Genomic DNA, 14,430 nt, shown 5'->3' with positions numbered 1-14,430 from the left:
GGAATTTGCGGGAACCCGCGAGATTATCTGGAATCCGTCCAGCGCCCCGGGGCCGGCAGGCAGAAAAAGGGGCGGCCTGTGCCGCCCCTTTCTGATTCCAAAGCGTGCCCCGCAAAAGCCGTGTAGATCCGTTATAACCTGCACCTTCACGGCCAGGTGGGTCGCCTCCAGCGCGCTTTACCACTTCCAACTTCCAGCCGCGGACGGCAGCCGGGAGGCCTGCGAACCACGCACTGATCTGGCGTCCCGTATAACGAAATGTGGGTTAAAAAAAGATCTATCACAAACCCCGCAGGGCACATATTCAACGTATCACATCCCGACGCGGGATGCAAGGGGATCTGCGGAAAAGCCGCAGAGAAATTTTTCGGGTCCCCGGCCTCAGGAGGGGTCGTCCTCGTCGAACAGGGACTCCATGAACAGGTCATAGACCGCGTCCAGCTCTTCGTCGGAGTCCAGGGTGGACAGCAGATCCTCTCCGTCCTCGTGGATCACCTTCAGGATCACCAGGCCGTTGTCGGGGTCATCTTCGTCCTCTCCCTCCGTCTCGGCGGGGAAAAACGCCTGATACTGCTGCCCGTTGTACTCCAGCGCGTCGATGAATTCCAGCACGATCTCCCGGCCGTCCTCGTCCGTGACCGTGATGAAAGTGGGGCCGTATTCCTCTGCCATAGGGAATCCTCCTTTGTGGCTGCGTATATGCGTATTGTAACCGACTTTCCGGAAGATTGCAAGGGGGCGAAGTTTTGGAAATCTGAAAAACTCGGCTCAGGGAATGACCTTATCCTGCCCGGAAAACAAAAAAAACATGTAGATGGGGAACTTTTTTTCTTCAAAATACGACATTTTCAATATTGACAAGGGATGGTACAATAGAACATATTATGGAGGACTCTGCGCCTTCGCGCCCGCGGCATGCGGCGCGGTGACTGCTTTCAGCAGCAAATCCAATTTCGAAAAAAGGAGGTGCTCTGCATTGGAACATAACAGACGGACCGGCGGCCATGAGATGGTCCCCCGTCGGGAACCCCAACAGCGGAAAAGCACCAAACGCACAGGACATAAAGTCGCCTTTATTCTGGGGACGGTCCTGCTGGTGGGCATCTGCACGACTGCGATGCTCGCCGGGATCTTTATGATGTACGTCAGGACGACGCTGGCGCCCACGCTGGACATCAACGCCGATGACTACACCATGAATCTCAGCTCCATCATCTATTATCAGGACAAGGACTCCGGAGAGTGGGTGGAGTACCAGACGGTCTACGGCGATGAGAACCGGATCTGGGTGGACTTTGATGAGATGCCGGACGCCCTGTGGCAGGCGGCCGTGGCCATCGAGGACCACCGGTTCTTTGAGCACAACGGCGTGGACTGGACCCGAACCGCCTCGGCGACGCTGAACTTCTTCACCGGCAGCCGGGCCACCTTCGGCGGTTCCACCCTGACCCAGCAGGTGCTGAAGAACATGACCGGCGACGATGGCAACACCATCAACCGCAAGGTGCGGGAGATCTTCCGGGCGCTGGAGTTCGAGAAGAACTACACCAAGTGGGAGATCCTGGAGATGTACCTGAACACCATCTATCTGGGCCAGGGCTGCTACGGCGTGCAGACCGCCGCGGAGTTCTACTTCGGCAAGGATGTGTCGGAGCTGGACGTGGCGGAGTGCGCATGCCTCATCGCCATCACCAACAACCCCTCCATGTACGGTCCCATGTCCACCATCACCATCACCCGGGAGGACGGCACCACCACAACGCCCCGGGAGGCCAACAAGATGCGCCAGGAGCTGATCCTGGACCGGATGGCCGGCGGCAATGCGGAGGTGGGCGTCACCGGTCTGGACTACCTGACGCCGGAGGAGGCGGAGGCCGCCAAGGCGGAGGAGCTCCACTTCACCGACGGCACCACCTCTGCCACGGACATCGTGACGGAGGCCACCGGCGGCACCAACATCAACTCCTGGTTTGTGGACCAGGTGCTGGACGACGTGTCCGCGGACCTGGCGGAGCTGTACGGCATCACCACGGAAGAGGCCCGGATCCGCATCTACAACAGCGGCTACAACATCTACACCACCCTGGACCCGGAGATCCAGGAGATCGCCGAGTCCGTCTACGAGGACCGGGGGAGCCTGAACAACCTGACCTCCGCCAACGGCCAGCTGATCCACTCCGGCATCACCATCATCGAGCCCTCCACCGGCAACATCGTGGCCATGGTGGGCGACATGGGGGCCAAGGAGGGGAACCGGCTGTGGAACTATGCCACGGATATCCAGCAGCCCGGCTCCTCCATCAAGCCGCTGACGGCCTATGCCCCGGCACTGGACGCCGGCGTGGTGTCTCCGGCCACTACCTTTGACAACTACCCGGTCCAGCTGCTGAACGGTAGCCCGTGGCCCAAGAACTCTCCCAACACCTATACGGGCTGGACCTCGGTGAGCAACGGCGTCAAGGCGTCCATCAACACCATCGCCGTGCAGACCCTGGAGAAGGTGGGCGTTACGGAGGCGTTCCGCTTTGCCACGGAGAACCTGAACCTGCCCCTGGCGGCGGAGGACATGAATGTCAGCCCCCTGGGTCTGGGCGGATTGACCTACGGTCTCAGCACCGTGGACATGGCGGCGGCCTATGCGGCCTTTGCCAACAACGGCGTCTATAACGAACCCAAGACCTATGTCAAGGTTCTGGCCAACGACAACACCACCGTGATCCTGGAAAAGGAGACGGAGCAGCATGTGGCCATGAAGGAGACCACCGCCTATCTGATGACGAACATGCTGTACCGGGCGGTCAACGAGTACGGCGGCACCGGCGGCGGCGCCCGCTTCAGCGGCATGCACATCGCCGGCAAGACCGGTACCACCAACGACAACTACGACCGGTATTTCACCGGCTACACCCCCTATTACTGCGCGGCCGTCTGGGTGGGCTATGCCAAGAACGAGCGGATCAGCTACTCCGTGAACCCGGCGGCCTCCCTGTGGCGGCAGGTGATGGAGAAGGTCCACGCCGACCTGCCGGACAAGTCCTTCAGCAAGCCCAGCAGCGGCCTGACCACCGTCACGGTCTGCGCCGACAGCGGCCTGCCGTGTACGGAAGCCTGCCATGCTGACCCAAGAGGAGACCGGGCCGTCAGATATACGGTAGCCAGCGGTACGGAACCCCAGGGCGAGTGCACGCTCCACAAGATGGTGGACATCTGCACCGAGGGCAACTGTCTGGCAGGGGAGTTCTGCCCGGCGGAGTCCATCGTCCAGCAGGGTTATCTGGATTACGTGCGGGAGGACTACGGCGAGAGCATCACCGCCTCGGACGACGCCTACCTGATCAGCACGCTGGAGGAGGCGGTCGCCCCCACGGAGACCAGCCCCGGCGGCTGTCCCGTCCATACTTCGGCCACGACCACGGACCCGGATGACCCCAACGCCGGACTGGATCCCAGTGATCCCAACTGGCAGCCTCCGGATCCCAATGACCCGGGCACCTCCACAGATCCGGGCACGTCGGGGGAGGATCCCTCCGGCGGCGGAGAGGAGCCTACGGAGCCGGATCCTACGGATCCCACCGGCGGCTTCGGAGACGCCGGCGAGGACTGGTGGAGCGGCTTCTGGGACAGCAGCACCGGAACATGAGCAGCAGCGGCCCGGCATCTGCCGGGCCGCTGTCCTGCTTCCGGCGGCGTCCCGCCGATCCCGATGGAAAAGAGCGACAGGCTGTGGTATCCTGCTGCTGGGGGCCGCCGGAGCCCCAGAGGGCCGGGACACGGGCCGGAGGAGGCGCAGAGCCGATCGGCAGACACCGCCGGACAAGGCGGAGACGTCCCGGCCGGCTGCAGGCGGGCCCCGGCCCGGAAAAGAAAATACTGAAAAAGGAGTTTCATATGGAGCAGAGATTTACCGGAGGAAACGAATATGTGGCCTCCGCGGAGCTGATGAATGCCGTCAACATTGCCATCACCCTGCAAAAGCCCCTTCTGGTGAAGGGAGAACCTGGCACCGGAAAGACCATGCTGGCCCAGGCGGTGGCGGACGCTCTGGGCAAGCGGCTGATCATCTGGAATGTGAAATCCACCACCAAGGCCCAGGACGGCCTGTATGTGTACGACGTGGTCCAGAGGCTGTACGACAGCCAGTTCGGCGGCCACGGGGTGGATGACATCAGCCGGTATATCAAGCTGGGGAAGCTGGGGGAGGCGTTTGCCGCCGAAGAACAGGTGGTTTTGCTGATCGACGAGATCGACAAGGCGGACCTGGAGTTCCCCAACGACCTTCTCTGGGAGCTGGACCAGATGGAATTCTACATCCCGGAGACCCGGGAGACGGTGCGGGCCAGGCAGCGGCCCATCGTCATCATCACGTCAAATGCGGAAAAGGAGCTGCCGGACGCCTTCCTGCGCCGCTGTGTCTTCCACTACATCGAATTCCCGGATCGGGAACAGATGGAGCGGATCGTGCGGGTCCATCTCCCGGATATCGAGGAAGCGCTGGTGGAGCAGGCCCTGGAGGCCTTCTACTGGCTGCGGGGCCTGCGGGACATTGAGAAGAAGCCCAGCACCTCCGAGCTGGTGGACTGGCTGCGGGCCCTGGCGGCCGGGGGCGTGGACCCGCAGCGGATCACGGAGAAGATCCCTTACGCCGGAGTGCTTCTGAAAAAGGACAAGGATCTGCGGACCCTGGCCAGAAATCAGCGGTGAGATCATGTTCGCTTCATTTTTTTACCTGCTTCGCCAGCGAGGCCTGGACGTCTCCCTCAACGAGTGGCTGACGCTGCTGGAGGGCATGGAGAAGGGGCTGCATCGCTCCACGCTCACGGGATTTTACCAGCTCTGCCGGGCGGTGCTGCTGCACAGTGAGTCGGAATATGACCGCTTCGACCAGGTGTTTCTGGAGTTCTTCCGGGATGTGCCTTGGGAGGGAGAGCTGCCCCGGGAACTGATGGACTGGCTCGATCACCCGACGGAGGACCTCCGGCGCACCCTGGAGGAGCTGAGGCGCCGCCGCGGAGAGGACAAGACCCTGGAGGAGATCCTGCAGATGCTGGAAGAGCGCCTCCGGGAACAGACCGAGGAACACAACGGCGGCAATTACTGGATCGGGACCCAGGGCAGCTCCGTCTTCGGAAATTCCGGATGGCGGCCCAACAGCCTCCGGGTGGGCGGCGAGAGCCGGCGCCGGGCGGCGCTGGCGGTGGCGGGAGAGCGCAGGTTCCGGGACTTCCGCAAGGATGCCACCCTGGACACCCGCCAGTTCCAGATGGCCTTCCGCCTACTGCGGCAGTTTTCCGCACAGATCAGCGATGCGGAAAAGGTGCTGGATGTGGAGGGGACGATCCGCGACACCTGCGACCGGGCGGGACTGCTGAAGATCCGCTACAGGAATCCCAGGAGAAACGCCGTCAAGGTCCTGCTTCTGATCGACAGCGGCGGATCGATGGACTACTACTCTGACCTCTGCAGCACCCTGTTCCAGGCTGCCACCAAGTCCAACACCTTTCAGGAGCTGCATACCTACTACTTCCACAACTGCATCTATGAGTCCGTCTACCGCCATCCCCGGATGCGGCAGGAGGACAGGGTCGAGACGGAGTGGCTTCTGAAAAACTTCGACGGAGTCTATAAAGTGATCGTTGTGGGAGATGCGGCCATGAATCCGGGAGAACTGCTGTCACAGCAGTACGACTGGAAGAGAAGGGTCCCCATGCCTTCCGGGCTGGAGTGGCTGCAGCGGATCCGGGCGCACTTCCCCTATCTGATCTGGCTGAATCCGGAGCCGCTTCCCGCCTACGCAGGCTTTTGGGGGCAGACCCATGTGCATCTGGCAAAGCTCTTTCCCATGTATCCGCTCTCTGTGGAGGGGCTGGAGAGCGGGATGCACCGCCTGATGGTCAAATGAACTGTTGGCTGTGGCCGGAAGAAGTGCAGCACCGGAATACGAACAGCAGCGGCCCGGCATTTGCCGGGCCGCTGCTGTATCTCCAGTGGGAAGTTACAGGTTCTTCTCGTAGGACTCGATCATCTTCTTGACCATCTGGCCGCCGACGGAGCCGGCCTCGCGGGAGGACAGGTCGCCGTTGTAGCCCTGCTTCAGGTTGACGCCCACCTCCCTTGATGTTCTTTCTCCTTATTAACAGCCAAAATCGTCTGCATAATGCACAATTCACGAAGCGTGGTTTTGTGCGCCATCAACAACTTCGGTGCCGTTTAAGATGGAGACACCCACCTGTGTGCTGGGAGCGGCTCCAGTTGCTCCAATGGGTAAATCACGGGTTGCCTCTCTCTTGACCTCACCAATAAAGCGGTAAAAGATGCGAACACTCTGCCGGTAAGGCTGATTTCGATGAGTGACTTTTGAAGTTCCATCAGGGAGAATTTTGGGACCAATCTCGATTCGATCAACGAAAGTCAATAGCGTGTCCCGAGTGAGCTCTTCGATGTGCGTATACTGCTTGGCCATATCAAAGAAACGCTCATAGTCTTTCTTAATCGCATCCGGCTTGGTCAAATGGTTGAGCTGCGCAATAGTCGATTTCAAAGTAACAGACTCTTTTTCCAAATCCGAAACCATTCGGCGAAGTCTATCATCATCAATACGGCCTTCAGCGTTGTCGGCATAAAGCTTTCCTACCATCTTATCTATGGTCAGCAGCCTCGCCTCCGCCGCCTGCAACTGCGCTTTCTTTGCTTTAAGCATATCAGCGTTTCCAGAGCTCTCCAGTGCAGCTTTTACTAACTCATCGATTCCTTCGTCAGTCATATTCAGAAGCTCGTTGAGATCTCGCTTAACGATCTCCACGAGATCGGCGTACCTTATGCGAACTCCTGAACATGGGTTGGCAATATCTTGACGTTGGTGGGTGCATGAAAGAAACCAATATTTTTCTCGCTCCCCCTTATACACCGTACCACTGGAACAGAGTGAGTAACCACACTTCGCACATACAGCGATTCCACCGAAAATACTCTTGCGCACATGCTCATACTGCAGATAGTTCTTTGCACCTCGGCCAAGGTTTCTTTGGGCTTTTTCGTAAGTTTCCACTGAAACCAAGGGTGGATGTGTGTTCATCGTCACCGCCCAATCGTCCTTGGGAACAGGCACCTTCTTCTTCGATTTCAAGCTTACCTTGCGGCTTTTCCCAAGGATAGTATGGCCAAGATACACCTTGCTTTTTAGGATACGCTTGACGGTAGTGTAATTCCATAAATCGCTTGCTCGTGCAGCACCCTTTGGAGTGAACTTATCGCGGTACATAACGCGATACTTCAACGGCGGAATAACTCCATCAGCATTCAGATCTGAAGCAATCTTTCTCGCTGAATCGCCGTGATTGGCAGCCTGATCAAATATGCGCTGAACGACCGGAGCTGTGCTTTCATCAGGAACCAGCTTATTGTTGTCATTCGTGTCTTTACGGTACCCATAGGGCGGACAAGCGCAGTACTGACCGTGCTCTCGTTTGCTACGGAGCACATCTTTCACCTTCCGGGAGCCATCCCGCAGGTAGACCTCGTTCATGGCAAACAGGAAGGGGGCCATAATGTTCTCATTCTCGGTATCGAAATTGTCCGAAATCGTGAGATAGCGTATCCCGTGCTCTGGGAAATACTGCTCGGCATAGTAACTGGACTCCCGCATATCACGCCCGAGCCGGCTTAGGTCCTTGGTGATGACCATGTTGGCTTTTCCAAGTTTCAGCTGTTGAAGCATCCTCTGGAATGCAGGACGGTCAAAATTTCCACCAGACCAACCATCGTCCACAAACTCGTCAACCAGTATGATTCCATGCTGCTCACAGTATTTTTGGATCATCATGCGCTGATTGGAGATACTTGCGGATTCAGATTTGCCTTCCTTTTCGTCATCTGAGAGTCGCAGATATGCAAATGCCAAGTTAAAAACGTCGGTTCTCATTTTCGCCTCCTCCGACGAACCGACCCACTGAAACCCATTATACGCTTCAAGTGTGGCCTTCGTCAAAGGTAGGATTTTCTGAATAGGATTCCACTAAACGGTCGGCAATCAACTCACCCATAGATTTCTCCCCGCTGAACACACGGGTAACTTCATACGTGACTTCACCAATTTTGAATTCCGTTTCTTGCATTGTTTCGCCTCCAGCATTATTGTTTGCTGCTGGCGTTTTTTTCATGCCTTTTAATGGCGTTTGTTTCATACAAATACCCCCTTTGTTAGTCCGGCAATTTTGCCTTCATAACGGAGGGAGAAATGGGGGGCTTTTTTTGCATAGTAAAAATCAAAAAGTTTTTTGTAAATGGGGGGGCAATATGCCCCCCCTCTTTTCTCCATGCATTATGAGAGGCAAATTACGGGGGTTTTTAATCCTCCCCAACTGTATCTCTCAACTACTCCCCAGCACCTTGTACCTTGATAATTTCATACGATCTCAAGACATCACCATGTTCGAGCCACCGTAGCGAGGTGTTAAGGGCCGAGGACAAGCCCACAGCGAAGACGGCATGGGAAAATAATGGTACGCTCGTCCGGCCAGGCCACACACCGGGGGACGGATAGCCCACAAGAATGGGTATAGGCTGAAATGCCTGCGCATCCTTTGACCAGGGAACTTGGGATCGATTCTATCTAAATTCTTGAAAGGAGGTGTGCAGGATGGCCTGTACGCAGAAATGCCAACTTGTCCGATTTCCGAAATCTCGCGTCCAGAAACAATGGTTCCGATATTTCAACGACCACAAGGACTTTCAAAATGAAGGAACGCTGCATCTATTCAGCCTCATGGCTCTGTACTCATATGCGTGCTTCAGATCAAACGTGCGGCAGATCGGTGACCAGAAGTACATGGAAGGCCCGGGACAATGGATCTGCAAGGTGTCTGCGCTCCCACGCATCCTGCGTGTGCATCACAAGGCCCAGGCGAGGGAACTCATGGCCTATTTTCAAGATGCCGGCTTCCTAGAGTTTGAGATCTTGGATGAAGAAAAGGAGCTGATCCGCTTTTCCATACGAGATTGGAAACGGCACTGTGTCCACCTGGAGTACAACTACTACAGCTATAAGAGCTCCGGGTTCTTCTTTTTTCCACTGCCCGTCGGCCGGCAGTTGATTCGTGCGAGCCGGTCAAGGGGCAAGGTCCAATTCAGTGAACTGGATGCCATCATGGATCTTTGGCTCCATACGATCTTGAACGATCAGACAGTCAAAGGTTCAGAGTATATGCCTGTGGTCTATTATGCGGATATGAAGGGGATGCCACTACTTTCATATAGTTACCTCGCCCACCGCTGGGGCTGGTCGAAGTCCCGCGTTGGAAGGTTTATTCTCAAAATTGAAGACGCCGGCATCATCAGCCGCGTGAGCTTCTCCAGTTCACGCGGTTCAGTTCTCTCTCCGTGCCGCTACCGCGAAATGATTTACGGCGAAGACTGTGAGGAGTTACAGCTCAAGCGCATAGGAGAAATTCTCGGCATCGCCAAGGCAGCGAGTCAGTTTGATGGGAATGGGCAGATCCAGGTGGATGTCCAGCTTGGCGTCCCAAGTGAAAAAGCGATCCTGGTCGGGGCACAAGCCTTGCAAATACAGGTGTTTCGGATACCGCATGATTCTTTTTTTGCCCGCCCAGTTCCCTTAATCTTCTATAGCTCTTTAGACTGGGGTAAGTGCAAGCTGGCAGAAGGGTCTTATCGCGGACCACCGAAACCAAAGAAAAACGAATGAGAGGAGCGGATATTATGCCGAATAAAACCAAGCGCACCCTTCGGCCGGCGCTTGCCATAGAAAAAGAGGTCAAACGGGATGAGATCTCCACAGGCCTGAACGTCGGTGTGGAAAAGCTGGAGGGGAAGACGACTGCCCGTCAGCCGATTGATAATACCCACAACACCAAGTACCTGCTCAAGCAATACCGCCGAGTCGCCTATGCTGTGGAGATCTCCGAGTCGGAGCTGAACCTTCGGATGGAGATGGAGCATGGTACTCGTCTCTCCACTCTGGAGGTCAATGCCGAACTTGCAGGGGTCGATCTGAGCAACACAAAGCTGGAAGCATATGCCCAGAGCGTGATCCGCAGCAAATCCATGCTGGAAATCATCAAGACTGCTCTGGATTCCGTGAGAAAAGATCCCGACCGGGGAGAACTGATGTACCAGATCCTGTACGAGACTTACTTCACCCCCAGTAAGCCCAGACGCCGGGAGGACATCATTGATAAGCTGGATTCCATGGGCTTCCCGATGTCCATCGCCTCATACCACAATTACCTGAATGCGGCCATCCACGCAATCGACCGAATTCTGTGGGGTTATACCGCACGGGACTGCATCGAGATCATCAAGCAGTTTCTGCCGGATTGAGTTAGACGAAAGATATAGGAAACTTATACGGCTCTTGAATTGCTATTAGAGTTACATTGTGATATGATTTTACCGTCGAAAATTGCAAAGGCTTCCATGACGCCACCTATCAGGTGGCTTTTTTGCTGGCTGAAATGGCCCAGGCAGAAGGCTGATCGCACTGTCACGCTTTCTGTCTGGGCCATTTTGCATTTTCGGCAATCTTCAACGTAAAGGAGGCAAATCGCACCATGCACACCAAAATCAACGCCGTGACGGAGCGGATTCGGAAAAAGGTGCAGGACGTCAATGTCGGACGGGCGCTCTATACTGCGTTTCTAATCCCAACTGCTGTCGCCGCTACTCCGCTCCAGGCGCACGCCGCTGGTGATACGATCTGGACCAAAGCATCTGAGATCATGCAGGATGTCTACACCCAGATCCTCGGCATCTCTACCATTGCCGCCATCGTGACCGCCAGTATCGCTCTTTTGCTGATGAACTTCTCTCGTTCGGGCAGAACGGTGGATGAATCCAGAGCCTGGCTCAAGCGGATCATCATCACCTGGGCGATCCTCAACGGCCTGGGCTTTATTATGGCGTACGTTACGCCTTTCTTCAGCGGCGGCACCTGGTCCCCCACAACTACCTGAAGCGGAGAAAGGACTAACAGATGAAGAAAAATATGCTTTGCTTGATCGGCGGCGTTATTACCGGGGTCTTCCTGTGTCTTGCTGCCGCCAGCATGATCCCCATCGATCCTCGAAGCGACAAGGATCTCTGGGAATGATGGCTGCCAGGAGGTGTTCACATGGGCATCCTTGACAGCATTGTCGGCTGGATCGCTGAGCAGATCATGAACCTGTTGGACCTCACGACTGGTGCCGTGCTCGGTGCATTAGGCTGTGATATGTCCGTATTCCTTCGGTATTTCCCTGCTGCGGAGACGATGTACGACATCTTCGTGGCGATTGGAATTGGGTTCATACTGCTCAACCTGGTCTGGCAATTGTTCAAGAACTATGGCGCAGGTATCGGCCTCAGTGCGGAGGACCCCGGTAAACTGCTCCTTCGGTCGATCCTCTTTTTGTTCCTGGCCTATTTTTCGGACCAAATCCTGGCACTCATCCTCCAATTTGCCGGCACGCCGTACACTTGGGTCGTTGACGCTTCTCTTCCGCCCATCGAGTTTGCGAATTTCGCGAGCGTGCTGACGGTCATTGTCGGCTGCCTGGCATCGGGATCTGTGACCTTGATCGTCCTGATCCTCACGATCATCGTGGCCTGGAACTACATCAAATTGCTGTTTGAAGCAGCTGAGAGGTACATCATGGTCGGCGTGCTGGTTTTCACGGCGCCGGTGGCGTTTGCCACCGGTGCTTCCGAGAGCACCTCCAATATTTTCAGTGCATGGTGCCGCATGCTCGGAGGCCAACTGTTCCTGCTCGTGATGAATGCCTGGTGCCTCAGGCTCTTTGTCTCCATGGTCGGGAACTTCATCGCAAACCCGCTTTCCCTTTAGGCCGGCCAAATCAGATTGGAGGCTTGAATGAAAAGAAACATCCTTAAAGTCAGCGGCGCGGTTATGGCTCTATCTCTCGTACTCTGCACGCCGGCATTTGCCATTGAAGAGTCGGAAGTGGAGAACGCCATCGCCGCGTCCAGCAACGAGGCTGTCGCCGGGAACATCTTTCTCTGGTTCCTCTGCGCGGTGGCCTTTTTGAAAATCAGTCAGAAGATCGACAGCTTCCTCGCCGGGCTCGGAGTCAATGTCGGGCGCACTGGCGGAAGCATGCTGACAGAACTGCTGATTGCAGGCAGAGCGATCGGCGCCGCCGCAAGCGGGCTTAGTGGAGCTGCCGGGAACATCTTTAACCGTTCTCATGCAAGTTCTAATAGTACAACGAGGCAGGCTGCAGGTCAGGCTTTCGTAGGGTCTGGCGGCGGACTTGTCGGAGTCGCCAAGCGTGCCGCCGGCAATGCCGCAGCTGGGAGTGCAACAGGAACTGGCTCCGGACTTGGAAGTGTCATCGGTGGAGCGATGTTTGGCTCCAGCATGGCGTCCGGAGGGAAGTTTGCCAATGAGGTCGTTGGCGCCGTTGCCACCGGCAATATCGCGTCAGTCGGCTCCATCAAAGGTGAGCAGGCCGCCCAGGCACTCACCAACTACCTTGGATACGGCTCGGTGGCAACTGATGGTAGTGGAGCGGTACCCACAGCGCCCGTAGGAGAAGTTGCCGCAGCGACGGTCATTGGAGAAGAACTCGACCCCAGTATCGGAGAAGACGGCGAAGTCACCATCACACAGGATGGAGGGTCCGCCGGCGGGGCTTCCATTCCGGGCCAAAGTCCCAACACGATCCCATCCAGCCCGAAAGTGGGACATGAGGCAGTTGAAAAAACCACTGAGGCCGTTCCTGGAGCGGCACCAGCCCCTGCAGCAGAAGGTGCTCCGATCCCCTCTCAGCCCCCGACATTTCGTGACGTTGAGATTGGCGGCGGCCGCATAACGGGCTATGAGACTCCGGCTGGCGGAGGCGAGGAACGTCAATTTGCCATGTATAACGCCTCGCAGTACATGGTCCCCAGCGGCCCTTACGAGGTCGTCAAGACAGTTGATGGAGAGAGCTGGTACAAGCAGTACGCCCAGCCGACTGTTCAGAAAACGCCCTATGAGGATGCCTCCGGGAAAATCAAATACAATGAGAAAATCGTGGAGCAGATGCCCCAAATCCCGAAGAGAAAGGATCGTGTCTGATGCCTGAAGAACAGAGAACAAGCGGTGAGTCGTCTGCCGCCTCCGCACGGGGAGCGGCAAAGACGGGAAAAGCCATCGCAAATATTGCAAAGGGGGCTGCTACCGGCGGAGCGCACGGGGCAGCCCTCGCTGCTGCAAAGGAGTCAAAGAAGTGGATCGCCGGCATCGCGATCCTGCTCCTTCTGCCAGTCCTGATCGTACTGATGCTCCCTGTGGTCATTTTCGGCTCCTTATTTGGAATTGGAACCGATGAGCCAAATGCAATCGTGGATGACACGGTCCTCTCTGCCAACATGGTAAGCCTGAACACGGGCATCAGCACGATTTTATCGGAAGGCTTGACTGATGTCCTTGCCAGGATCGATGCCGATTTTGCCGCGTCTGGCTGTGACGAAAAAGAGGTGAATAACCCCTATGGGGCAGATGTCCTGTTCAATGCCAACCAGTTCATATCAATGTACTGCGCAAGCAAAGACACGGACGTGGAGTCCATTTCCCAGTCTGACCTGGAAGCTGTTTTGCGTCAGCATGTCGATCAGCTCTACTCCTTCACCTACAAGGACGAGACCAGAACAGTCGAAGCTGACTCCAGCTCTGATTCCAGTTCTGAAGAGGCTGAGGAGACAACAATCACTGTCCGAGTCTATACAGTCACCTACAACGGGGAGTGGTATTTCGCAGACCATGTCTTTGCGTTGAGTGAAGATCAGAAGGACCTTGCGGACAACTATGCGGAAAACCTCTCGGTGTTCCTCTCTGATGGCTCTTATCAGGTACTATCAGATACTGAGTTCTCCGCAATGGGTCTTTCATACGACGGCGTGGTATTCACAGACGGCGAGACCCAGGTTGTTTACTATAACCAGTTAGATGAGCGATGGAAGGACGAGCCCTATGGCACCGACAACATCGGCGGCTATGCGTGCGGTCCCACCGCTATGTCGATCGTAGTCTCCAGCCTGACGTCCGACACTGTTGACCCGCCTCACATGGCGCAGTGGGCCTATGAAAACGGCTACTGGTGCAGCAAGTCTGGCTCTTACCACTCCCTGATCCCTGGTGCTGCAAAGGCCTGGGGCCTCGCCTGCGAAGGCTGTACCCCCTCTGAGCCCCAGAGGATAGTTGATGCCCTTGCGGACGGGAAATTGGTTGTGGCGCTCATGGCCAAGGGACATTTTACGTCCTCCGGTCATTTCATCGTCCTCCGGGGTGTGACTTCGGAAGGCAAGATCCTGGTCGCAGACCCTGCAAGTTATCAGAGATCCAACAAGGAGTGGGACCTGTCCATTATCCTTGATGAGGCAGGTTATGCCAGTGCTGGCGGCCCGTTTTGGATCATCGGCTGAAATGGAGGTATT

12 protein-coding genes, 1 other RNA gene and 1 pseudogene are annotated in these 14,430 nt (G+C 56.4%); 9 read left to right on the top strand and 5 right to left on the bottom strand.

Going from position 1 to position 14,430, the window contains the following annotated elements:
- Nucleotides 1-102: 102 nt before the first annotated feature.
- Nucleotides 103-301: non-coding RNA, 6S RNA (gene ssrS, locus H9X91_RS02075), on the bottom strand.
- A gap of 80 nt (nt 302-381) precedes the next feature.
- Nucleotides 382-672 (bottom strand): DUF1292 domain-containing protein, encoded by a 291-nt coding sequence (locus H9X91_RS02070; protein ID WP_204801984.1) that lies wholly within the window; start codon nt 670-672, stop codon nt 382-384.
- A gap of 304 nt (nt 673-976) precedes the next feature.
- On the opposite strand from H9X91_RS02070, the gene H9X91_RS02065 reads away from it, so the two are divergent.
- From H9X91_RS02065 to H9X91_RS02055, 3 genes are all read left to right on the top strand, one after another.
- Entirely contained in the window at nt 977-3,640 is a 2,664-nt protein-coding gene (locus tag H9X91_RS02065) for a transglycosylase domain-containing protein (protein WP_204801982.1), read from the top strand.
- Between the two features lie 248 nt (nt 3,641-3,888).
- The gene (locus H9X91_RS02060) at nt 3,889-4,701 is read left to right on the top strand and encodes an AAA family ATPase (protein WP_204801980.1); all 813 of its coding nucleotides are present in this window, start codon (nt 3,889-3,891) and stop codon (nt 4,699-4,701) included.
- Nucleotides 4,702-4,705: 4 nt separating this feature from the next.
- Nucleotides 4,706-5,899, top strand: coding sequence for a vWA domain-containing protein (locus tag H9X91_RS02055; protein WP_204801978.1), 1,194 nt, complete (start codon nt 4,706-4,708; stop codon nt 5,897-5,899).
- 93 nt (nt 5,900-5,992) lie between these two features.
- Here the strand turns inward: H9X91_RS02055 and H9X91_RS02050 are convergent.
- The 3 genes and pseudogenes from H9X91_RS02050 to H9X91_RS02040 all read right to left on the bottom strand — a co-directional run.
- Nucleotides 5,993-6,115 (bottom strand): annotated as a pseudogene (locus H9X91_RS02050) (alpha/beta-type small acid-soluble spore protein); the annotation flags it as partial.
- 48 nt (nt 6,116-6,163) lie between these two features.
- A complete protein-coding gene (locus H9X91_RS02045) occupies nt 6,164-7,918 on the bottom strand; it encodes a recombinase family protein (protein ID WP_204801973.1) in 1,755 nt (584 codons plus the stop codon).
- 46 nt (nt 7,919-7,964) lie between these two features.
- Nucleotides 7,965-8,180: a hypothetical protein gene (locus tag H9X91_RS02040; protein WP_195608017.1), complete on the bottom strand. Its 216-nt coding sequence runs from the start codon at nt 8,178-8,180 to the stop codon at nt 7,965-7,967.
- 455 nt (nt 8,181-8,635) lie between these two features.
- Here H9X91_RS02040 and H9X91_RS02035 point away from each other — a divergent pair, with 455 nt between their 5' ends.
- From H9X91_RS02035 to H9X91_RS02010, 6 genes are all read left to right on the top strand, one after another.
- On the top strand, nt 8,636-9,700 hold the full coding sequence (locus tag H9X91_RS02035; RefSeq protein WP_204801971.1) for a hypothetical protein: 1,065 nt from the start codon (nt 8,636-8,638) through the stop codon (nt 9,698-9,700).
- Between the two features lie 14 nt (nt 9,701-9,714).
- Nucleotides 9,715-10,335 carry a hypothetical protein gene (locus H9X91_RS02030; protein ID WP_204801969.1) on the top strand — a complete coding sequence of 207 codons (621 nt, stop codon included), beginning with the start codon at nt 9,715-9,717 and terminating at the stop codon, nt 10,333-10,335.
- Nucleotides 10,336-10,565: 230 nt separating this feature from the next.
- A complete protein-coding gene (locus tag H9X91_RS02025) occupies nt 10,566-10,967 on the top strand; it encodes a fimbrial protein (protein WP_195608014.1) in 402 nt (133 codons plus the stop codon).
- 158 nt (nt 10,968-11,125) lie between these two features.
- The gene (locus tag H9X91_RS02020) at nt 11,126-11,836 is read left to right on the top strand and encodes a hypothetical protein (protein ID WP_195608013.1); all 711 of its coding nucleotides are present in this window, start codon (nt 11,126-11,128) and stop codon (nt 11,834-11,836) included.
- 27 nt (nt 11,837-11,863) lie between these two features.
- Nucleotides 11,864-13,072 (top strand): hypothetical protein, encoded by a 1,209-nt coding sequence (locus tag H9X91_RS02015; RefSeq protein WP_204801967.1) that lies wholly within the window; start codon nt 11,864-11,866, stop codon nt 13,070-13,072.
- Nucleotides 13,072-14,418 (top strand): C39 family peptidase, encoded by a 1,347-nt coding sequence (locus H9X91_RS02010; RefSeq protein WP_204801965.1) that lies wholly within the window; start codon nt 13,072-13,074, stop codon nt 14,416-14,418. Before H9X91_RS02015 ends, H9X91_RS02010 begins: the two co-directional genes overlap by 1 nt.
- Nucleotides 14,419-14,430: the final 12 nt, after the last annotated feature.

Source organism: Oscillibacter valericigenes (genome assembly GCF_016902445.1).
GTDB lineage: Bacteria > Bacillota > Clostridia > Oscillospirales > Oscillospiraceae > Oscillibacter > Oscillibacter avistercoris.
The sequence above is the reverse complement of the archived record's forward strand: the minus strand, read 5'-3'. Positions and strand labels throughout refer to the sequence as shown.